Here is a 21,312-nt window from a genome sequence, read left to right on the forward strand (position 1 = left end):
CCTTGGAATGAAGCCTGACATGATGCTGACAATGATGTTTCTGGGCATTTTGTTATTTCCGAATAGAAAGAATGTTTTACTGCTTGGAATTACAACGGGAATTATTTCCGGACTGACAACTCAGTTTCCAGGCGGATTTGTTCCGAACCTGATTGACAAGCCCCTTACGGCTTTTGTCTTTTATCTGATGGTCCTGGGAATTAAGAAATATTCTGCATCTATTACAGGAACAGTCACACTGACAGCAATTGGAACTCTTGTTTCAGGAATTTTCTTCCTGACTTCCGCTTACTTGATCGTAGGTCTTCCAGGAGCATTCCTTGGATTGTTTGCTGCTGTTGTATTGCCTGCAGCTATAGTCAACGCCGGAGCAATGTTTGTGGTTTATCCGTTAGTTAAATCTATACTCAAGCGAACTAGCTTCGCTCAAACGATAGCATCATAAATCATCATAAAAAAGGAACCTGATTACAGGTTCCTTTTTTACTTAACCGCAAGCCACAATAAGATGCCCAGAAGCAATGCAATAACGCCCCCGGAACCCAATACACCCGCTCTTCTCCTCAATATATTTTTTGGCGGATACATCCCTGATTTTTGGGTAGCCATAAAATAGTGGATCATTCCAAAAAACAACATCGCACTCAGTGCAAAAAATCCAAAAATAATTCCATCCACACCCTCCACCCCTTCCTTTTCAAACCTGTTATCACAGTAAATGTTTGTGCCTGCAGCAAAAGAGTTTACCTTGCCTCTTACCGCCCCCAAACTTTAAGTAAAAACCCCGTTGCTTTTCTTCTATAACAAACTTTAACTCAAACAATCCTATATTAATGTTTATGCCTATATAAGAGCGTTATGAGAAAAGTTGATTAGTGAATTGCTGAAAAGGGTAAAAAGGATATACATGATAAATGTCGAAGTAAAACTTAGGAATGATATGGGGGAGATATGAATGAAGATTAAATCAATTACGTTTGGGATATTAGCGGGAAGTGCAATCGGTGCGTTGGCAACACTTCTTTCCGCTCCCCAGTCCGGCAAAGAATTAAAAGGGCAGATTAATAAAAATAAGGACGAATGGAAAGCCGTTTTTACTGAAATCAAAACAAACGCTGTGGAAGTCAAAAACGCCGTTTCACGTCTTTCAACGGAAGGGAAGCAAACCATCAACCATCTTAAAGATGACATGCAGCATTCAATTGAAACCTGGCAAGGTAGTACGGAACCTAATATCCAGCACATTAAAGATGATATTAGTGCAATTGAACAACTTGCTGATAATATGGAACGAACAGTCAGCAAGCAATAATTTTCAGGGGTTCGGCAAGTTTTGGCTGCCGAACCTTTTTAAATCGCTTACATAACTGAAAAACCTACTGTTCATCACAAAAATATTACCTTTCTAAAAATTTAGTAAATTTAAACCTTTATTAATTTTTATTTTATTGGCATAATAAAAGAGAGAGTTTTAAACTCAAAGATTAGTTGAAACTAGACACGGTTATTTAATCAACTTTTGCAAAGCGGGTGAATCGGATGGAAGAAAGAGATTTTTCTATGAAGGAAGCAATGCTGTTCAGCCAGAGAATGGCCCAATTGAGCAAAGCTTTATGGAAAGCGATTGAAAAAGATTGGCAGCAATGGATTAAACCCTATGATCTTAACATAAATGAACATCATATTTTGTGGATCTCCTATCATCTAAAAGGAGCTTCTATATCAGATGTAGCCAAGTTCGGGGTCATGCATGTTTCTACAGCTTTTAATTTTTCAAAAAAATTAGAGGAAAGAGAATTGCTGCGTTTTTCAAAAAGAGAAAACGACAAACGCAATACTTATATCCAACTCACGGAAAAAGGTGAAAGCGTTTTACTCGAGCTGATGAGCAATTATAAGCCTGAAAAACATTCAATCTTCAAGGGTGTCACACCCCTAAGGGAACTATATGGACGTTTCCCGGATATGATTGAAATGATGGCCGTTGTGAAGAATATTTATGGAAATGATTTCATGGAGATTTTCGAAAAATCCTTCCATAATATTGAAGTGGAATTTACTGAAGAGGATGGAAAGCTTCAAAAAGTATCGGAAGACGAAAACTAATTACAGGTTTCGTTTTAGCTGTTCCATCAAAAACGGAAATAACCTTTGAGCGATACATGCTTCTATCACTTCTTCAGGTGTCAAGCGCGCGTCCAGTTTATCAGTAAATTCCTTAAAAAGCGGAGCAAAGAACACAAACCCTTCCGCTTTTTGTTCTTGTGAATGCTTGTTCAGTTTTTCACACAAGTCAAAGAATTCTTTTACATCGTTTTCGGATAAGCCTTTACTGATGACCAACCTGTTAAAATCATGCCCCGTTGCTGGTATCATTTCCAGTAACAACCTCTGTTGATACTCCAGTTTTTCAATTCTTTTCATTAACTCATTCATCCATTACACCTTCTTTTGTCTATTCCTTAGTTAAGAATTGACGAACGAATTCTTATTGTCAAATAATCTCTTTCCTACGTCAGTTAAATCATACCAAATGCCGCGCAATCTTGCTATCAAACCAGTTTTAAATGCCTCCATTTCGCAGCTTGATAATGAAAAAATAATTTGAATAATTATTTTACAAATTAATGTTAATTTTGCTATTGATTTTTTCCCTCAGACGTCGTAAAGTATGAAAGCGAAAGATCAAAACATACTTGTCGTCTGATGGAGGCGATTTTTTTATGCATTGCTGGAAAACAATTAATTTAGAAAAACAATTCGGCCACAGCCGTGTCATGTTATTGTCGGGGATCGTTATGATGATGGTGTTTACAATCATCTATGTACCTATCAATCTCATACTATCCGAGGATCTCTATGATACTCATTTTTATCTGTTCTTGGCAGGAATGATGATGATTTATCCTTTGCACAAACTGCTGCATATTGTGCCGATATTGTCCTATATTACTAAAATGAAATATAAAGTTAAACGTTATCTTTTCTTTTTTCCAATCGTTTCTTTTCGTGTGGGTGAGCCCATATCCAAAAACCGGTTTATCCTTGCTCTCGTGTTTCCGTTTTTCTCAATAAACACGGCGCTGCTTGCCGGATGCATTCTGATGCCTCACTACTCACATTACTTCACAATCCTGACGGCATACCATACAGGAATCTGTACAATCGACTTTCTGTATGCTAAATGTTTGCTCTACTCTCCAAGAGATGCGATGATTGAAGAAAACGAAGAAGGATATGAAATTTTGAATCTTCAAAGAGGCAGTATATAGATATTCAGCGGCAATTACCTGCTGGGGAAGTTATCTGTAGATGCCTCTTCATCTTTTTCAGAACTTCATTCTACCAATTTTAAGGATATTTTGGTATCGTAGAGCATATAGGAGATATAGGAGGGGATAAAATGATCTCCATTTTTATCATTTTTTCAGTATTTATCCTTTATTTTATAAACCAAATGACAAACTCACTTTGTCTGCAAAAAGAAATACCTGAAGAAAAACAGCCAAAAGTCTTCAGAACCATCAACATACTCATTACCATACTCTTAATATCTTCATACATAGAAATATTGTATGCTTAGAAGAAAAGCGGAAGGCGCTCGCTCAGGCCCGACAATCGCTGTCGCAAAAAAGGAAGGAAGCCGGCTCTTGGGCTTCCTTCCTTTTTTGTGCAGCGACTCGAGGGGCTAGCGCCTGGAGCTGGACAATTTGAAAAGTGGAGCCGGCTCTTTTAGCTCCGACATGCGCTAGGACGAAAAAACAGTGGAGGTCTGCACTTTGACCTCTGCTGTTTTTTTGTCTAGCGACACGAGGAGCTAGACGGAGGAGCTAGACGGAGGAACTGGACAAAGAAAAGCGGAAGGCGCTCGCTCAGGCCCGACAAGCGCTGTCGCAAAAAATGAAGGAAGCCGGCTCTTGGGCTTCCTTCATTTTTTTGTGCAGCGACACGAGGAGCTAGACGGTGGAGCTGGACAAAGATGGAGGAAACCTGTCATCAGGCTTGCTCCATTTTTTGTCCAGGTATCTTATCCTCTATGCAGTTTTGTGCGCATACCCCTATTTCCTGTGCGTATTCCTGTATAACCCGTGCGTATATTTGTATATGCCGTGCGCATTCCTGCATAACCTGTGCGTATATTTGAATATGCCGTGCACAAACCTCTTTCTCACTTACTGGCCGCTTGTTTTGCATCATTTTTTTGCTCACTTTCCGGTTTTTCTCCCTCTTTTCCATCTCCTGGTCCATATCCACTCCTTTTGCATTACTTTTTCCACCGTTCTGCCCAAACTTCCAATAAAACGAAAAACAGACCGCCCGATTGAGCAGTCTGTCCTTTTGTATTTATGCTTTTATAGTGCAAGGGTTTTTAAACCCAAGCTGCACCGATGATAATCAACAAAATGAACAATACTACGATTAACGCAAATCCTCCACCATAACCGTATCCACCAGACATTTACGCTTCCTCCTTTCATAATGGAGCATAAGGCAAGATTGCCTTATGCTGCCCGAGGTTCAATTATAGCCAAGCTGCACCTACAATGATTAACAAGATGAACAATACTACGATCAACGCGAATCCTCCGCCATATCCGTATGAGCCACCCATAACTTTCCACCTCCTTTAGAAGCGCTACTTTATCCTATTCAAATACTGCTTTTTTTGTTTAGGCGTATTACATAGTTACTGAGAAAAACTTAGCAAATGTAGGCTGCACCTACGATAATTAGTAAAATGAACAGCACCACGATCAGCGCAAATCCAGATTGATATCCGTAGCCCATTTTGATTACCTCCTTTTTTCTAGTCATGATATCTTATGTATAAAGAACTGATGTGGGTGTTATATTCGCCCAATTTTTAGAAAACACTCCATTAAAATGTTTATTTTCCTATTGGGTTTATGATATAGTATGACTTGTAGTTTTTAGACAAACCTTATTGACAATATAAACAATTAGGAGATGTTAGACCTATGAAGAAATGGATTTTGACAATGTCTTTAGCCGCTGGTGTGATTACCCTGTCCGCATGCAACAATGCAGAAGACAATGGCGGAAACAGCGAAGTCGTGGCTGAGACAAAAGCAGGAGATGTTACGAAGGAAGAACTTTATACATCAATGAAAGAAAAATTCACTCCTCAAATGGAACAAGCCCTGCAGGAGTTAGTACTTAAAAAAGTTCTTGGCGATAAATATGAAGTGACTGAAGAAGAAGTTGATGAAAAGCTTAACGAAGCCAAAGATCAGCTTGGACCTCAGTTTGATATGTTCTTGTCTCAATACAACCTGAATGAAGAATCTTTCCGCGAGTACCTTGAGCTTCAATTGCTTCAAGAAAAAGCAGCAACTGCCGATATCGAGGTTTCTGAAGATGAGCTGCAAGAATACTACGATAACTGGAAGCCTGAAATCGAGGTTCGCCATATCCTTGTCGATGATGAAGAGACAGCTAAAGAAGTTAAGCAAAAGCTGGCAGACGGTGCAAAATTTGAAGATTTGGCCAAGGAATACTCTAATGACCCTGGTTCTGCTGAAAACGGCGGAAGCTTAGGTTGGGTGGATTATGAAGGCAGACAGAATTTCGTACCTGAATTCTCAGAAGCCCTTGAAAAACTTAAAACTGGAAAAGTAAGTGAGCCGGTTAAGACGCAGTATGGTTTCCATATCATCGAAGTAACAGATAAGAAAGAGAAAAACTCTTTCGATGAAATGAAAGACGAACTTGAAAAATCTTTAAAATTGTCCAAAGTGACACCAGAAAAAATCCAGCAGGCTATGAAAGAAATTGTTGAGGATGCAGGATTGGAAATTAAAGACGAAGATCTTGAAAATAGTTTTGAGCAAATCTTGAATCCGCCGGAAACTCCTGCGGTGCCAGAAGAAGGCGAGACGCCAGCTCCTTCTGAAGATGAAACAGATGAATCTGCTGAAACAACTGAAGAATAAATAACAAAGGGAAGCACTGTCAAACAGTGCTTCCCTTTCTTTGTATTATCAAATTACGCAGATGGCTGGCGCCGCTTCTCCTTCTCTTCTTCCATACGTTTTATATAGACTTCCCCTTCCTGTTCAATCCACTCATTTTCTACTTCTCTATCTTCCTTCGCTGATTTCATGGCCATGTAAGCACTGACGAAAATACCTGCTACAATGAAATACACCCAAATTGGCAAAGTCATAACTTGATTCCCCTCCACTGTTTGTCCTACTATTCAAAATATATGCCAGTCCATAAAAAAAAATGACTTCAAATGAAAGTCATTTCATACTGTAAACAGACAGACGCTATCCGTGTTTCTGACCGGCGGGAGACCCTGCACGCCCAACGCTGTCCTGTCCGCCCTCCAACTCAAAATGAACTTGCATATAATAACTTGTCTACAAACAAACCTGACTTTCGAGTGAAAGTCAGGTTTGTTTTCAATTATGAAAAGTTGGTTTATAGAAACTACGGTTATCGAGAGCGAACACTCTTTCCGTATATTCACCAGGCTTGGTTTTTTGCAGGACTTTATCCAGCATGTTCATTTTTGCATCGATATTATCGATGTAGTGGAGGATTTCTGCTTCTTTGATCATAGGCGGTTTCGGGCTTCCCCACTCAGCTTTCCCATGATGGGAGAGTACGAGATGTTGAAGGATCATGATTTCCTCCCCTTTTATCCCGAGTTCCTCAGCAGCTTTTCCGATTTCATTGACCATGATGGAAATATGTCCAAGCAGGTTTCCTTCAATGGTATAGGTGGTTGAGGTGGGCCCTGACAGTTCAAACACTTTTCCAAGGTCATGTAGAATGACACCGGCATACAGCAGGTCTGTATCAAGGGATGGATACAGCGAGGCAATGGATTTAGATAAATCAAGCATCGAAACCACATGGTAGGCTAATCCAGATACAAACTCATGATGATTTTTGGTTGCAGCCGGGTACTCCAAAAATGGTTTTTGGTATTTTTTTAAAAGGTGGCGTGTGACCCTCTGGATATTCGGGTTTTTCATTTCAAAAATGTATTGAGTGATTTTGCTGGTCATTTCATCAATGCTCAAAGGTGCAGTTTGAAGGAAATCACTTAATTGCAGACCATCTCCAGGAGAACTTGGTTTGATTTGCTTGATTCTAAGCTGATTCTTCCCCCTGTAGCTTTGAACATCTCCGGAGACCTTCACAATTGTTTCCGGTTGAAAGTTTTTCTCGTCCTGCTCGCTTGCATCCCAAAGCTTTGCTTCGATATCTCCGCTTTTGTCCTGCAGTATCAAGGTTAAAAATGGTTTTCCTGTATTAGTCGTTCCTTTTGTTGACTGCTTGATCAGCATGAATAAATCCACTGATGAGCCGACATCATATTGTGCAATCCCTGACATTCTATTAACTCCTTTCATATCTATTCTTTCTGCTAGTATACCATAATCCTATCCTCATACTTACAGGAAAGGACTTCTAATAGTGTGCTTGATGGCTGGAACTCATATCGGGAAAAAAGGCAGTGCTGATACCTTTGTGCTCAACTCAGCGGTTTTCTCCCGCCATAGTCAACGCCTCATTTGTGGAGTTACTGAGATGAACGATTTCCCCGCTCTTCACATGTTTTAATATATGGGGATGGCAAGTAAAAAACAGAACCTGTATATCATCTTTTATCTTCCCCAGTAATTTCATGACTGCTTCTGTTCTCTTCTCATCAAAATTGACAAAACCATCGTCAATGATGACCGGCATTGAGTAGACATCTTTCAGCATCCCCACCAATGCAAACCTCAAGGCGATGTAAACCTGCTCTTTTGTACCCTGGCTGAGCTCATCTGGAGAGAATACCATGCCATCGTTTCTTGTGACCACAAACGTCTTCTCTTGCTGTGAGCGTATTTTACTGTACTCCCCATTCGTCAGCAGCCCTAAATAATGCCCGGCTGTCTGAATGACCTTTGGCAGCTTTTCTTTTTTATAATCTTCTATTGTTTTCTTGAGGGCTGAGCGTGCCAGCGAATACTTCAGCCATTCTCTGGATAATTCGTTTAAGGAGGCTTTTTGTTCCTGGTATTTATACAGAAGCCTTGTATATGACTCTCCTTCTTCGAGTACAGAAATTTCATAGACTGCTTCTGCAAGATTTTCATTCTCTTTATATATTTTTTGTTTGATATCAGTGAGTACTTCATCAAGATTGATCTTCAAACCACTCATATCCATGTCTTTTTCTTTGATTTCATTAAAAACTCTAATTAAATTCATTCCCAAACGGTTTAACAGGATCCGTTCTTGTTGCTGCAATGAATTTTTTTCATTCACCAATGCAGCTTTTCGTCGGAAGTCTTCCGCTGTTTCTGCTTCGCCAGCAGTCAAGAGTTCTCTTATTTCGCACTTTATGGTGTTCAGTTGGACTTGAATGATTTCTCGCTCTTTTAGTGCATTTTCGTACTGTTTCTTATGGTGTTCATAGGACAGACTCTTCCGCTCATTTATAAGAAGAGCATCTTTTATTCTAACTAAAGTCTCTTCCACACTCGTGAGAGGAAGGGCGAGACCTTCAACTGCATCTTCCAGTTCCATTTTGAAATTTGAAATTTTCTTGAGGCAGTTATGATAGACCTCAACATTATTTTGCTTCTCGTCAATGAGTTTCATCAATTCTTTCAGCTTTTCGAAAGCTTCTCCAAGCAGTTTCCAATGCATTTCCAGCGGGAGTCTCAATTCCTTTGCCAGCCTGTGGAATTCTTCTTGAGCGGCCTCTTCCTCAGCTGCCCAGTTTCGGTATTCCTCTCCTAGCTTCAAAAGCCTGTGCTGATGATTTTCTAATTTTAGAACCCACTGTTTCCAGGATTCTCTTAAATCTGATTGCTCTTTATATAATTCCATGTAATTGTCATTATCCTGGTTCTCTTGGGCCTGTATTTTCTCTTGAAGGACCTCGGCTTTATTCTTCAAGTCACTCCAATAACTCTTTCCACCTTTATTCTCTTGCGAGGAAATAAGAAATAATGACACAGCCAGAATCGCGACCGAAGCTACGGCGGCCAGCAGCAAAGAATCTGTCGCAAACCATACCAGCAGGGCTGTAATCACGGAGGATAACACCCCGGTCAACAAGGGAAGGGCTTTTTTACTTTTTTTGCTTGTCCTCTCCTTATTTTCCCTTAGCTGTTCTTGAACGAGTTCATATTGAATTTTTAGTGTATCTGCCTCTTTGCTTTCCCTTACCCTTTTTTGCAGTTCTTGAAATTTGGGTTCTTCCAGCATTCTGTCTTCCAGTTCTGTACAGCGCTGCTCAAAATAGTGAACTTGATTCTCTTCAGCCTGAATGCTCTCCTGCAATGATTCCTTTTTTACCTGCAGCTTATAAAGTGATTCCTCTGTACTTTTCACACGATCTTTCGTGACCATGTCCAATTGAACACCACTTAAGGAATCTAGTTCTTCAACTTTCAATTCCTGCCTGAGATGTCCGATTTTCGCATTCAATTGGCTGATTGTCCGCTCATACTCTGCTGCCTGATCCTGCCACTTGGTGAACAGCTCCCGTTTTTCAAGAAGGCTGGACAACAGGGAAGCGCGCTCAGCAATCGGTTTATCCGGCATCGATTCTTCCATTGCCTTTTCAAGTTCCCCTAATCGTGAATTCGTCACTTCCAGGACTGATTGCTGCCGGGCTCTCTCGGTCTGCCAATTGTCCAAACGCTGGAGGCCGTCTATTGGGAAAGAAGTGATATCCTCCAATTCCTTTAATCTATCTCTAATATCCTGATATTCATGAAGGTCATGCCAGGACTTTTTCAGGGTTTCCACCTGTTTCAGCTCTTCTTCTTTTCTTTCCATTTCTCTATGCAGCGCTGACAATGATTCTTCACTTTTATTTTTCTTTTGAAGCAATAAGGTAAAGGTCTCATTCTTCTCTTTTGCTTTTTTTAACTGTAATTCCGTTTCTCTGAGTTCTGTTAATTTTTGATTGATTTCAGGTTTTTTCCCTGACTTTTTAAATAACCTGTCAAGCTCCTTCTGCCACTGTTCTTCCAACTTGAAGATCGCATCCGTCCCCGTCATTCCTGAGCTGAAAAGGTACCGGTTGATTTCTTCCTCTTTCAGCCTTGAGATTTCCTGCAGGCCATGAATATTAAACGAATAGATTCCTTGAAAAGTCGATTTGTCTATTCCCTGTAATTCTTTTTTCAGCTCTTCTTCATCACCGATTGAGCCATCCTTATAAAATACGGTCACATCACCTGCCGCTTTCCCCTTCACACGTTCAACTGTAATAGAGTCGCCATTACCATTGATAAGCGTCAGTCTGCCCCCATATTTGGCATGTGTCTTTGGCTCGTACCTTTGTTCAGCGTGAAGTTTTGTGGGAAAACCGAACAGGACACCATGAATGAAGGCCATGATGGTCGATTTTCCTGCTTCGTTTTCTCCATAAAAGACGGAGAATTGCTGAAGATCTTTCACCTTGAAATTTTCCAGTTTACCAAAGCCGTAAATATGTATATCTGTTATTTTCAATCGTTCCACCTCCATTTTCTAACCCGTTGACATTTTCAACGAGATGGATTGGTTTTCTTAACGCCTGCACCCCGATGCGCCAGAGCAGCCATATTCCTTTTCATTAAACCTGTTTATTTACATTAGCCCCCGCTGGAAAAGGAAGAGTTCAGCATAGACAAGACGGATTCTTTCATTTTTTCCTGTTCTTCACTATCAAGCTTATCGATATACCGGTAGGCCTGAGGATGAAGAAATAAATCAGACGATACTTCCTCCCACTGGTGTTGATCCCAATCTTCAATGGTATGGATCATATCATTGAGGAAGGTTTCCTGTCCTTCTACAAAAGCCAATCGGCTGCTTTCGTTGATCCGCATGGAATGTACCCATACTGTATTCTCCTGGTGCTCCTCTCCATCCTGGAACGCTTCAAGTATTTCTTCATTCTTAATTTTGTTAAGAATGTCAGAATCGGTTCCCTCTATATCTGTAAACTCCACTTCTAAAAAGGTGACTCCTGTGTTTCGGAATAATTCAATTTCCTCTCTGCACAAGTCAAATACTTGGCTGAGGCTGTCAGCACCCTTCAAGGAAATGGATGTCTTCTCCCAAAGGATTTCCTGCGTTTCTATGAATTGCATCTTTGTTTCTTCATTGGAAATGGTTACAGCATAACAACCCTTTGGCCCCGTCTCTTTCCGGTGTCTTCCTTGGATATTCCCCGGGTATACAACAGGCGGAAGAGAGGATAGCTCCCGGCGGACATGAATATGCCCTAATGCCCAATAATGATAGTTTTTTTCTTTCAGTTCATTGAGTGTGAATGGTGCATATGGTTCATGAGCGGATGTCCCCCCTGCCTCGCTTCCATGAAGGAGACCGATATGAATGCCCCCATCTTTGGCAGCAACAGGATATTCAGCAATTTTCCTCTCGTGCACGTGACGGGTCCCATAACTAAAACCATATAAATGAACTTGTTTTCCGTCATCAGTTTGGTGAATGACTGCCTCCACATCACTGCCAAAGACTTTGACATTGTCAGGCATCTGGAGGTGAGACCAGTAGTTTCCAAGATAATCATGATTGCCGTGTATGACATAAACGTCAATTCCGGTATGATCCAGTCGTTCAAACTGTTTTTTCAGCCTGGCCTGTGCACGAATGCTTCTGTCTTCCTCATCGTACAAGTCACCTGCCATGAGGACGAAATCAACTTTCAATGCGATGGCCTTGTCCACTATTCTTTCCAGAGACTGAAAGGTACTGTTCTTTACTCGCTGAAACAGTTCTTCCGGCAAATGCTTCAAGCCTTTAAATGGACTGTCCAAATGCAGGTCAGCCGTGTGTATAAATCTAACCTCACTCATCAAATATCCCTCCTCCCATAAATACGAATACACGTTCTCTTATTCTTTTATTATAGACTATTTTTTCGGAAAAAATAAGGATGCGGCTCAAAATACAAATAAAAAGAAGCCCGGCTAACCAGGCTCCAAAATCATTTTTCAAACATTGTATTTTTTCGAAAGTCATCGTTGAGAAAGATCAACTTTGCACGCCCGTTACCCCAAATTCACCACTCCAGAATATTTCCCTGCAAGGTGCTTCCCTAACCATATACCGCTTGCTGCAGCCTGCGATAAGGAATGGGTTTCCCCCGAGCAGTCCCCGATCAGGAACAGGTTTGAAATTTCCGTTTCGAAATAAGGATTGGTAGAAATCTTCGGTTCGTAAAATTTTGCATCAATACCATATAGCAGGGTGTCCTCATGGATTTTCTCACCGAGAAGCCCTTCAAGTGCGGATAGCATTTCTAGCAATGCATGAGTATACAGTTCCGGGACCTCTTCTGTAATATTTCCGCAATCTGCTTCCAACGATGGCAGTATCGTGTTCTTCTCGAGATCTTTTGTTTTTCTATGGAGCTTAAAGTCTTCAAGCCTTTGGACCACGATGCGGTCCGCTCCTCTATTGATCTTTCCGATAACAGACCTGGCATGCTCTTGTGCCTCACCATACGAACGAAAGTACTGAGGGACAAATAAGGTGAAATTAAGATTGGCACTCGGGGTATCCTTTTCTCTGACATTCTGCCCGTCAGGCATTACGAGGCCATGCTGATGCTTCCGTATGATGCGTCCCTCAGGGTTCATGCAGTAAGTTGTAGCCGTGTAGGACTCTCCTAAATAGGTAAGCTTGGTTTCAAAGGTATCCTTAAGGATTGCCTGCAGCTGATTTCCTTTCATCTCTACCCGCAGTCCAAGGTCCAGCCTTGTCTCTGAAGGGGAAAGCCCAAGAGATTCAGTCTGCTGTTTCAGCCACTCACTGCCGCTCATACCAGTAGCCATTACGAGCTCTTTCGTTCGGAATATTTTATCCTCTGACATTAAAAGAAAGCCCTCTCTGGTCTTTGTGACAGAATCTATTAAGGTCTCAAAACTGAAGGTGACTTTCTTCCTTCTCAGAAATTCATACATCCTCTGAAAAACTTCGTTCGCCAGTTTCGTTCCAAGGTGACGCACTTCGGTTGAAAGGACTCTGAATGAATGACGCTTTGCTTTGGCTGATAACTCCTTGTTCTCTGTATTATATGTCTCGACAGCATCCCCGCCGAACGAACATAGAACATCATCTACCTCCTTCATCAGCCCCATCGCCTGACTTGCACCAATTTTCCTGCCAAGTTCACCGCCAAAGTCATTTGTATAGTTGAATTTCCCTTCTGACTTTCCGAGTCCTGCAAAACCGATATATTTGCTGCACGTCCCTTTACAGGTGCATGGGCCGCCGGTATCCAAACCGCAGATACGGTCCTCTAATTTTTTGCCAACATCAATGATATGTATGTTCAAATCCTTATTTTCCTTGAGTAACTGATAGGCTGTGAAAACACCGCTAACACCAGCTCCGACAATCGTGATATCATACAAGCAGTCTTTCACCTTCTCACTTCCTTTCCTTAACTCATTATATCTTCATATTTATCTTGTTGGTGCCTTCTTTATTTAACTTTTTGTTTAACAGCCTGAGTTCTCTTTTCAGCTGCCTTATTTCCCTTGAGGAATTGATACCCTCTTCTACAGCTTTTTTAATCACAAAGTAAAAACCTAATAATATAAACAGAAAACTTATTCCCACTATGATAATCTCCACTAGATCAACCACCTTTTCTTTTAACTGCATGACTCCACAGATAGTGTAAAAATGTTTCTCCTGAAGCCTGATCTTCCTCAGTGTTTGTCAGAAGGAAGCCGTTTCGCAGCAGCACTTTTTGCGAAGGGATATTATTGACCGTTGTTTTGGCATGTATCTCCCTCACATTATATTCATCGTTATCTCTTAGCAGGAGGGTTAGCGATCGATTAGCAATCCCCTGCCCTGTAAAGGCTTTTCCTACCCGATACCCAATGTGGCCTGTTCCAATATCCTGATTGATATCGACAAGGTTAAGGCGTCCTAAGATATTTCCTGTCTTGTCCTTGATAAGAAAGAAGATAGAGAGTCTCTTTTCTTGTTCATCCAGCAAAGCTCTGTGTCTTTCCAGGAAATTTTCATATTGATAATATTCATCTCCGCGTCCCGGTACCATTTTTTCAAAAAATGCCCTGTTTTCACACTCAAAAGCATATAGGTTTTCAGCATCTTCCTGTGTGAGCTGTTTAAGATAAAGCTCCATTTACGTTGTCTCTCCTTCTCTCCATATTTTCTAAGAAAGCGGCTATTTCCCGTTTATTTTTCAATTTGTACACTTTCTTCTCTGGCCCAAGAGACTGAAAGCGCAACATCCTATCTTCCATTTTACTCTTGCGTGCATGATACGTTGTGATAATAAACTTCAAAAAACCCCATTCCATTTGTTCTTTACAGCCTTTCCCCATGTCCGCGCGGGTTTTTCCTAAATTGGTGAGCCACCTCTTCAATACCCTGTACAGGCAGACATACAGGGGCAGCTCCAAATAAATGATCGTATCCGCATGCTGTAACCGAAGTTCAAATGTATTACTGTAATTTCCTTCAATGATCCATTGAGGTTTTTTTACAATTTCCCTCTGTGGTGCAGCAAACTCCTCAAGAGTCGCTTCCACCCATCCCGGTTTCCAAAACAAAGCATCGAGATGGGTAACCTCTATCTCCAAAATCTCCCCGAGTCTCCTGGCAAAGGTCGATTTTCCCACGCCGGCTGATATCCCGACTACCATAATCCGTTCCATTCCTTAACGCCTCATTTCACTATGTCTGTATTTTACCAATCAAGAGCAGAAAGGCATCTACTAAAAGTTCGCTTTTCTTTCTAAAAGGCTGCTTTCGTATAGTTGTGACTTTCGGAAAAATCCCTAGAGCCGGATTCCTCCCCTGGTTACAAGTTTTCTCTGAACAGGGAGAGTTGCTCTTTTCTCTCTTGCTTACCGTAATATTTCCTTGGATTATGGCTACATTTTTTTGTGATTCATATTAAATAGTAACAAAGTTTAAGAAAAGAGCCTTATAAAAAGACCTTCCTGTCCAGCAAAAAGCAGCTTCCTCCAATAGAGAAAACTGCTTTAAAAGAATTAATTTTTCTTTGTCAGTTCAATTGCTTTCTTAATATCTTTAAATGAATTGGACTTGCCGTACATCAATACCCCTCCTCGATAGACCTTTGCACCGAACCAGCCGAGGAACAGGATGGTAAGGAAAAGGACAGCAATCCCCAAGATCGGTTCCCAGGCGGGGATATTGAGCATTCCGACACGAAGGAACATAACCATAGGTGTAAAGAATGGAATATAAGAAGCAGCCGTAATAAAGCCGGCTTCAGGAGTGCTCAATCCGAACATGGCAATGAAGAACCCGATCATGACAAGGAAAGTCATCGGCATGATCATCTGCTGAACATCTTCGATACGGCTGACCAATGAACCAAGCAGCGCAGCAAGTGTAGCATAAAGGAAGTATCCGAGCAGGAAGAAAATAATAGCATAGATAATGATGCTGACACTCACATCACTGAAACCGAAGAATTCCATCATTCCTCCAATCTCGGAGTCTGCTTTACTCGTCAGGGCGAAATAACCAACTGCCAGCAGCAGTGTCAGCTGTGTCAGCCCAACGAGACCAATGCCTAGTATCTTCGCAAACATCTGCTTTACCGGGGATACGCTTGAAATCAAGATTTCCATCACCCTGGAGGATTTCTCCGTTGCGACTTCCATCGCAATCATATTTGCATAGACAATGACTGTGATATAGATGAAGAATAAGAGAATATAGACAATTCCGCGTGCTTGATTTAACTCTTCCTCCGACTTGGCGCCTTCCTCAAGAGCTTCCCTTTCAAAGGATACCGGTGAATTCAATGAAGCCAGTTCTTGCTGGGACAACTCAAGGTTTTGAGCAGCCATGGCAGACTTGATACCTTGAAGTGCATTTTGCAAATCACCTGCAATCGCAGATTCCGATATTGACTCAGACTTGTATAACCCCTGCGGAAGGCCATCCTCATCCAACGAAAGAATCAGATAACCATCATAAGTCCCCTCTTCTATACTCGCCTTCAAACTTTCTTCATTTTCACTGGATTGTTCCAATTCCAGGTCTTCATTCATGGCTCCTACTTGCGCCGCAAATGGTTCATAGAGTGCTTCAGTCTCGTCTACAACGGCGACCACGTCCTGTTCGTCCCCACTGAAGCCTTCAATGATGTCCTGGAGATTGACCAGCAAAAAGATACCTGCTACAACGATAAGAGTTGTAATAATAAAGGATTTTGCCTTTAATTTATTCAAATACGATTGAGATAACATTAAGAAAAAATTATTCATATGAAGTCCCTACTTTCTCAATGAAGATATCATTTAAGGACGGTTCTTCCAATTCAAACTTGCGCACAAAGCCTTTCTTTACCACTTCATTGAATACATCTTTAGCTATTTCTTCCGACTCGACCTGAAGCTGGATCCCTTCAGTTGTATTCTTCGACTTCGTAACACCCTTGACTGCTTCAAGAAAGCTTAAATCAAAATCAGCATGAATCGTCACATTCTTCTTTCCAAATGAACGCTTGATCTCTTTTAAGCCGCCATGCACAACCGGCGTTCCTTTATGCATGATGCAGAGGTTTTCACAAAGTTCTTCAACATGTTCCATTCTATGGCTCGAAAATACGATCGTTGTACCATTTTCTTTAATTTCGGCAACGGCATCCTTCAGCAATTCCACATTGACAGGATCCAGCCCGCTGAAAGGCTCATCAAGGATAAGCAGTTTCGGTTTATGGATGATCGAAGCAATCAACTGAATCTTTTGCTGATTCCCTTTTGATAATTCCTCCACCTTCTTGGTTTTGTTTTGAGGTACATTGAACCTCTTAAGCCAGTAATCCAATTCTTTTTCGGCTTCCTTTTTATCCATTCCTCTTAAGCGGGCAAGATAAATGATCTGGTCATTCACTTTCATTTTAGGATACAACCCACGCTCTTCAGGGAGATAACCGATTTCTGGACTTGTTGAATAATCAATTTTTTTCCCATTCCACGTTATCGTTCCTCCGCTAGGATCAAGCAGGCCAAGTATCATCCTGAAAGTTGTTGTCTTTCCTGCACCATTTCCGCCCAGGAAACCAAACATCTCTTTTTCCGGAATACTGATTGATAAGTTATCCACCGCGGTATAGTTTCCGAACCGCTTTGTAACATTGTTTAGTGACAGCACCATCTCTTTTCCTCCCTTTAACTCCCCCAAAAAATAAAACGGTGAAAATTCTCACCATTTATTTTCTCTTTAAGTATTTTTCTTATATCCTTATACGATTGTACTGCAGTAAAGTTCCCTTAAATGATAAAAAAAGAGAAAAACTTTATTATTCTTCAAAGTTATGCAAAAATAATAGTAACTATCAGAATTTTTCAAAAGGGGATAGAAAAGATGAAAGTTTACAAATTAACGGTTTTTGAACAAACAGGGGAAAGTATCTACGAGGATTCATTCGAAGCGCCTTCAGATGATGAGGCAAAAAAAATCGGCAAAGCGATTCTAGAAGAAAAAGGATATGCCGATCACACCCATAGATGTGCTTCTCCGCTTGGAAAATTGATTTTATTTCATGCGTGACACTATTTTAAAGGAAACATTGAATCACAAAACTGGAAAGATTAAAAAGAGGGCCAAATCACACGGATTTCGGCTCTTTTTTATTATGATTCCTTCTGATACTTTTCAGCTAAAATTTGCAGCGTATTTAATTCAGCAGATATTAACTTAAATGGGGGGCATCCTCGGTGAATCTATATTTTTTAATACCTACCTATACAGAAGGTGATTCAACATTCCCAAAGCCTGTATCTGGAGATTATAAATACTGGTTCTCCTTAATAAGTGCTTTTCTAAAAAAGTCAGATACAATAGAAATCCACTGTTGGAATGAAGAGATTGATACCGTTGAAGAGATAGTTTCGCTGAAGCAGGGATTCAAGAAAATTAATGAAGAAAATCTCACTATATTTAAGGGGAAAGTGACATCTATCATTATCAAGTTTATATTGAATAATTACTGCAATAAGCAGGGAGAGTTAAAATGGTTCACACTGAACTTATATAAAAATTGCCGGTAGTTCATTCTGGTCACTGGGGAACTGAATTTGTAATATTTAATGCTATGGAAGAAGATACTGTAACGATTAGTAATCTTACACCGCGGGAAACTATTTTCCATCAACTTTAAAAGGTATTTCCAGGAATAAGGGCTGATTAATGAGGCCTTTGCGGAATTTAACATATTAGTTCCGTCTTTTGGGACAATAAGGAGAAAATGTGAAAATATGAGGTGGAATTTCATGGTTAAATTATGCTTAATCATAATAGGATTTGTTATATTTACACATACTCCATTGCAGGCTGCTAACGCGGAAAATGGCCCGCAGGCAAAAGATATGTATGTCACAACAGAAGATATAGTATTAGACCTCATTTTTCCAATTGTAGATAAACGAGTAATCAAAGAGTATGGTGGCGGTCCTCTTTTTGACTGGCACTTGCAAAAAATTGTTGGTATTACTTACAATGACAATCATTCTTATGATGTGGCCGTAAGAATTACGATTCCTTCTGATAACGGCAATGTTAAGGAAGATTTAGTCAGGGTAAGAGTAGCCCCCTCATGTGACAGTGGAAAGATTAATAAACAAGTATGTAATCATGGTTTTAAATTAGAAATTGTTGAATATAAACATGTATCCGAATAAGTATTGATCCTACGAGAGTTATCGGAAAAATACCCAAAAAGGTCAGAAGTGTTAGCTCCTGACCTTTTGGGTGCGAATATTCAAGTTGTGAATGCAAAGAGTACTGTTCGATTTGCTCCTTCTTTATAGGCCTTTAAATTTCGGGGCACGTTTTTCAACAAACGCTCTTATTCCTTCTTGATGATCCTGTGTTTGCCGCATTTTCCACTGGCCGGCTTTCTCAAGCTGCAAGGCCTTTTCCAGGCGGTCTTTATTCAGTTCGGCATAAATGGATTTGGATTCTATGATGGACATTAATGGTTTTTGCAGGCATTCGGTAATGTATCTTTCAATGGCTCTGTCCAGTTTACCTGAGGGGATTGCTTCGTCGACCAGTTTCTTCATGAGTGCTTCCTGGCCTTCAAATACCTTTCCGGTCCACATCAGCTTTTTCGCCCTGCAGGTGCCAAGTCGTTCCTGAAGGAAGAAGTGACCGCCTCCGTCTGGTATCAACCCGATTCCGATGAAATTCATTGCCAGCTTACTGTCTTCTTCACAGATGATATAATCAGTAGCCAAAGCAAGACTTAACCCCAATCCAGCTGCAGCCCCATGAATACCGGCAATGGTCAACTTTTTCATCGTATAGAGCGTCATCGCCAGATCACTGATGACTTCCATTATCTCGGCAAATTCCTGCTCGCCGCCAAGATTAAGCATTTCCTTTATATCCCCACCCGAAGAAAATCCTTTACCTTCCCCTCTCAAAATTAAAATTAGAATATCTTCTTCTTTTTCAACTTCTTTCAAGCAATTCAAAAGTTCTCTCATCATTTTGGTGTTCATTGCGTTTAATGACTTCGGCCGGTTCAAAGTGACAGTGGCAACCTGCCCGTTTTTCTCAAGTTTAATGGTTTCGTAAAGTGCATTAACATTCATGGAAACACTCCTTATAGACTTACATTTATAATTTTTAAAATATTCTATTAATTATTATATAACAAATTGACGTAAAACAATATTAAAAGTCCAGAAGAATGCCGGACGAGGGTATAATTTTTCAATATACCCATCCACTTGTGTATCCAGAAAAGTTGGCATCTCCCCTACTACCGAAAAGCGCTGTCTATTTAGCTCGCGAAAAATAAATGTTCAGCTGCACTGTTCTTATTAGTTATTAAAATGGTAATCCCCTTTTATTTTATATGGATTCCTTTTAGTGCTGATTTACTCAGGACATAGAAAAACGGCCCTCAAAAGGAGGACCGTTATCATTTAATTTAAAAGCTCGTCAAGGATTTGCAGCTTTTTCTCTGTGTAGTTTTTAAAACCTTCATTATAAGCTTTAGGTTCTTTCGGATTGGCAAAATGCGTGATTTTACCTGTTTCAGGATCGATGAATTTACTAGCCGCACCGCATCCGATTCCGATGATCGTCTGCATCTCTTCCATGATCATGATATTGTAAATGCTGTCTTGTTGAGGCAGCGCATATCCAACATTTTCAAGATTACCAAGAATGTTTTTCTGGCGATAGAGATAATAAGGAGCGTAATTATGTTCTTTCGTCCATTGATCTCCCAATGCCATCATTCTTTCAATCTCTTCCCGGCCTGCCACTTTATACTTTTCTTTATTCCTCGTCATTTCTGAAGCTCTTTTAAAGGACAATGTATGGACAGTCAATGATTCCGGCATCAATTTCTCCGTTTCATTCAAGGAGTGAGAGAACTCATCCACTCCTTCACCAGGAAGCCCGATGATGAGATCCATGTTGATATTCTTCATGCCCATTTCCCTTGCAAGATGGAACTTTTCAATCGTCTCTTCAACTGAATGATGTCTGCCGATGGCTTTCAAGGTTTCGTTCGTATAAGACTGCGGATTGATGGAAATGCGGTCGATGTTCCATTTATTAAGGACCTCTAATTTATCCGGTGTGATGGTATCCGGCCGGCCCGCTTCCACGGTTACTTCCCTGACTTGATCAACGTCAGGGAAAGAGCGGTACATTTCTTCATACAACAGATCCATTTGTTCTGCAGTTATAGATGTAGGTGTCCCGCCGCCATAATAAATCGTAGTAATTTTGACCCCATTCTCTTTCAGCCAGCGTCCGGTTTCCTGGATTTCATAATGCAAACCGGTAAGGAAGGAATCCACTCTGCCCTGCTTTCCTAATATGGCATAAGCCGGGAATGTACAATACGCACACTTCGTCGGACAAAAAGGGATGCCGATGTAAATGCTGATCTCTTTTTGGAGGGAATACAGGTCTGGCACCACCGATAACTGTCGGTCAACAATCCGTTCCATCAGATCAATCTTTTCATCTGTGATAAGATAATCCTCTTTCAGCTTTCTGCGAATTTCCTCTCTTGGAGTTCCTTCTCTTACACTTTTGTGATACAGCTTGGTTGGGCGAATTCCTGTAAGAATCCCCCATGGCTGAACAATCCCCGTGTAATCCTGAAGAACATTCAGGTAGACATGAGAAAGAGCATTCTTGTAACTGCGGAATTCTTCTTTCTCCGTCTGCTCCTTTGGCACTTCTTTTTCAAACTGGGCTGTATGATTATGTTCTTGGGATTTAAGGGATGCTTGTGCTTTAACAAGACCCTGCCCCTTT

26 protein-coding genes are annotated in these 21,312 nt (G+C 40.7%); 9 read left to right on the forward strand and 17 right to left on the reverse strand.

Annotated features, from left to right (window positions below; genetic code table 11):
* Positions 1-445: tryptophan transporter (locus tag BSG1_RS14965; protein WP_006837962.1), on the forward strand; the 445-nt coding region annotated here is incomplete at its 5' end.
* A gap of 38 nt (positions 446-483) precedes the next feature.
* On the opposite strand, the gene BSG1_RS14970 is transcribed toward BSG1_RS14965, so the two are convergent.
* Positions 484-678, reverse strand: a complete 195-nt coding sequence (locus tag BSG1_RS14970) for a hypothetical protein (RefSeq protein WP_052302399.1) — start codon at positions 676-678, stop codon at positions 484-486.
* Between the two features lie 277 nt (positions 679-955).
* Between BSG1_RS14970 and BSG1_RS14975 the strand changes: the two genes are divergently transcribed.
* Together BSG1_RS14975 and BSG1_RS14980 are read left to right on the forward strand one after the other, a co-directional pair.
* Entirely contained in the window at positions 956-1,312 is a 357-nt protein-coding gene (locus BSG1_RS14975) for a YtxH domain-containing protein (RefSeq protein ID WP_006837964.1), read from the forward strand.
* A gap of 227 nt (positions 1,313-1,539) precedes the next feature.
* A complete protein-coding gene (locus tag BSG1_RS14980; protein WP_006837965.1) occupies positions 1,540-2,106 on the forward strand; it encodes an HTH-type transcriptional regulator Hpr in 567 nt (188 codons plus the stop codon).
* Here BSG1_RS14980 and BSG1_RS14985 read toward each other — a convergent pair whose 3' ends face one another.
* Positions 2,107-2,436, reverse strand: a complete 330-nt coding sequence (locus BSG1_RS14985) for a DUF1878 family protein (RefSeq protein WP_006837966.1) — start codon at positions 2,434-2,436, stop codon at positions 2,107-2,109.
* Positions 2,437-2,723: 287 nt separating this feature from the next.
* On the opposite strand from BSG1_RS14985, the gene BSG1_RS14990 reads away from it, so the two are divergent.
* Entirely contained in the window at positions 2,724-3,272 is a 549-nt protein-coding gene (locus BSG1_RS14990) for a DUF3267 domain-containing protein (protein ID WP_006837967.1), read from the forward strand.
* Between the two features lie 131 nt (positions 3,273-3,403).
* Positions 3,404-3,583 (forward strand): hypothetical protein, encoded by a 180-nt coding sequence (locus BSG1_RS21400; RefSeq protein ID WP_006837968.1) that lies wholly within the window; start codon positions 3,404-3,406, stop codon positions 3,581-3,583.
* Between the two features lie 786 nt (positions 3,584-4,369).
* On the opposite strand, the gene BSG1_RS15005 is transcribed toward BSG1_RS21400, so the two are convergent.
* From BSG1_RS15005 to BSG1_RS20480, 3 genes are all read right to left on the reverse strand, one after another.
* Complete coding sequence (locus BSG1_RS15005) at positions 4,370-4,459, reverse strand: YjcZ family sporulation protein (RefSeq protein WP_044022973.1); 90 nt, start codon at positions 4,457-4,459, stop codon at positions 4,370-4,372.
* A gap of 63 nt (positions 4,460-4,522) precedes the next feature.
* Positions 4,523-4,612 carry a YjcZ family sporulation protein gene (locus BSG1_RS15010; RefSeq protein ID WP_044022974.1) on the reverse strand — a complete coding sequence of 30 codons (90 nt, stop codon included), beginning with the start codon at positions 4,610-4,612 and terminating at the stop codon, positions 4,523-4,525.
* Positions 4,613-4,701: 89 nt separating this feature from the next.
* Positions 4,702-4,815 (reverse strand): YjcZ family sporulation protein, encoded by a 114-nt coding sequence (locus BSG1_RS20480; protein ID WP_442852163.1) that lies wholly within the window; start codon positions 4,813-4,815, stop codon positions 4,702-4,704.
* Positions 4,816-4,979: 164 nt separating this feature from the next.
* On the opposite strand from BSG1_RS20480, the gene BSG1_RS15020 reads away from it, so the two are divergent.
* Positions 4,980-5,954, forward strand: a complete 975-nt coding sequence (locus tag BSG1_RS15020; RefSeq protein ID WP_006837970.1) for a peptidylprolyl isomerase — start codon at positions 4,980-4,982, stop codon at positions 5,952-5,954.
* 53 nt (positions 5,955-6,007) lie between these two features.
* Here the strand turns inward: BSG1_RS15020 and BSG1_RS15025 are convergent, their stop codons facing one another.
* From BSG1_RS15025 to BSG1_RS15070, 10 genes are all read right to left on the reverse strand, one after another.
* Positions 6,008-6,187, reverse strand: a complete 180-nt coding sequence (locus BSG1_RS15025) for a sporulation YhaL family protein (RefSeq protein ID WP_044022976.1) — start codon at positions 6,185-6,187, stop codon at positions 6,008-6,010.
* Between the two features lie 241 nt (positions 6,188-6,428).
* On the reverse strand, positions 6,429-7,370 hold the full coding sequence (gene yhaM / locus BSG1_RS15030; RefSeq protein WP_006837972.1) for a 3'-5' exoribonuclease YhaM: 942 nt from the start codon (positions 7,368-7,370) through the stop codon (positions 6,429-6,431).
* A gap of 145 nt (positions 7,371-7,515) precedes the next feature.
* Positions 7,516-10,500, reverse strand: a complete 2,985-nt coding sequence (locus BSG1_RS15035) for an ATP-binding protein (protein ID WP_044022977.1) — start codon at positions 10,498-10,500, stop codon at positions 7,516-7,518.
* Positions 10,501-10,622: 122 nt separating this feature from the next.
* A complete protein-coding gene (locus BSG1_RS15040; protein ID WP_006837974.1) occupies positions 10,623-11,852 on the reverse strand; it encodes a metallophosphoesterase family protein in 1,230 nt (409 codons plus the stop codon).
* A gap of 195 nt (positions 11,853-12,047) precedes the next feature.
* Entirely contained in the window at positions 12,048-13,415 is a 1,368-nt protein-coding gene (locus BSG1_RS15045) for an NAD(FAD)-utilizing dehydrogenase (protein ID WP_044022980.1), read from the reverse strand.
* Positions 13,416-13,452: 37 nt separating this feature from the next.
* Positions 13,453-13,638, reverse strand: coding sequence for a hypothetical protein (locus tag BSG1_RS15050; RefSeq protein WP_044022978.1), 186 nt, complete (start codon positions 13,636-13,638; stop codon positions 13,453-13,455).
* A gap of 4 nt (positions 13,639-13,642) precedes the next feature.
* A complete protein-coding gene (locus tag BSG1_RS15055; protein WP_006837978.1) occupies positions 13,643-14,161 on the reverse strand; it encodes a GNAT family N-acetyltransferase in 519 nt (172 codons plus the stop codon).
* Complete coding sequence (locus BSG1_RS15060; RefSeq protein WP_006837979.1) at positions 14,145-14,696, reverse strand: hypothetical protein; 552 nt, start codon at positions 14,694-14,696, stop codon at positions 14,145-14,147. The genes BSG1_RS15055 and BSG1_RS15060 overlap by 17 nt, the downstream gene beginning before the upstream one ends.
* A 339-nt stretch (positions 14,697-15,035) precedes the next feature.
* Positions 15,036-16,286 (reverse strand): ABC transporter permease, encoded by a 1,251-nt coding sequence (locus tag BSG1_RS15065; RefSeq protein WP_006837980.1) that lies wholly within the window; start codon positions 16,284-16,286, stop codon positions 15,036-15,038.
* On the reverse strand, positions 16,279-17,178 hold the full coding sequence (locus tag BSG1_RS15070; RefSeq protein ID WP_006837981.1) for an ABC transporter ATP-binding protein: 900 nt from the start codon (positions 17,176-17,178) through the stop codon (positions 16,279-16,281). The genes BSG1_RS15065 and BSG1_RS15070 overlap by 8 nt, the downstream gene beginning before the upstream one ends.
* A 210-nt stretch (positions 17,179-17,388) precedes the next feature.
* Between BSG1_RS15070 and BSG1_RS15075 the strand changes: the two genes are divergently transcribed.
* The 3 genes from BSG1_RS15075 to BSG1_RS15085 all read left to right on the forward strand — a co-directional run bounded on the left by BSG1_RS15075 (position 17,389) and on the right by BSG1_RS15085 (position 18,704).
* Complete coding sequence (locus BSG1_RS15075) at positions 17,389-17,574, forward strand: YhzD family protein (protein WP_044022979.1); 186 nt, start codon at positions 17,389-17,391, stop codon at positions 17,572-17,574.
* A 167-nt stretch (positions 17,575-17,741) separates the two neighbouring features.
* Positions 17,742-18,074 (forward strand): hypothetical protein, encoded by a 333-nt coding sequence (locus tag BSG1_RS15080; protein WP_006837984.1) that lies wholly within the window; start codon positions 17,742-17,744, stop codon positions 18,072-18,074.
* Positions 18,075-18,296: 222 nt separating this feature from the next.
* Positions 18,297-18,704, forward strand: a complete 408-nt coding sequence (locus tag BSG1_RS15085; RefSeq protein WP_156791498.1) for a hypothetical protein — start codon at positions 18,297-18,299, stop codon at positions 18,702-18,704.
* A 123-nt stretch (positions 18,705-18,827) separates the two neighbouring features.
* On the opposite strand, the gene BSG1_RS15090 is transcribed toward BSG1_RS15085, so the two are convergent.
* Positions 18,828-19,622: an enoyl-CoA hydratase gene (locus tag BSG1_RS15090; protein WP_006837986.1), complete on the reverse strand. Its 795-nt coding sequence runs from the start codon at positions 19,620-19,622 to the stop codon at positions 18,828-18,830.
* A gap of 336 nt (positions 19,623-19,958) precedes the next feature.
* Positions 19,959-21,312: coproporphyrinogen III oxidase (locus BSG1_RS15095; protein ID WP_006837987.1), on the reverse strand; the 1,354-nt coding region annotated here is incomplete at its 5' end.

The organism is Bacillus sp. SG-1 (genome assembly GCF_000181495.1).
Classification (GTDB): Bacteria; Bacillota; Bacilli; order Bacillales; family Bacillaceae_B; genus Rossellomorea.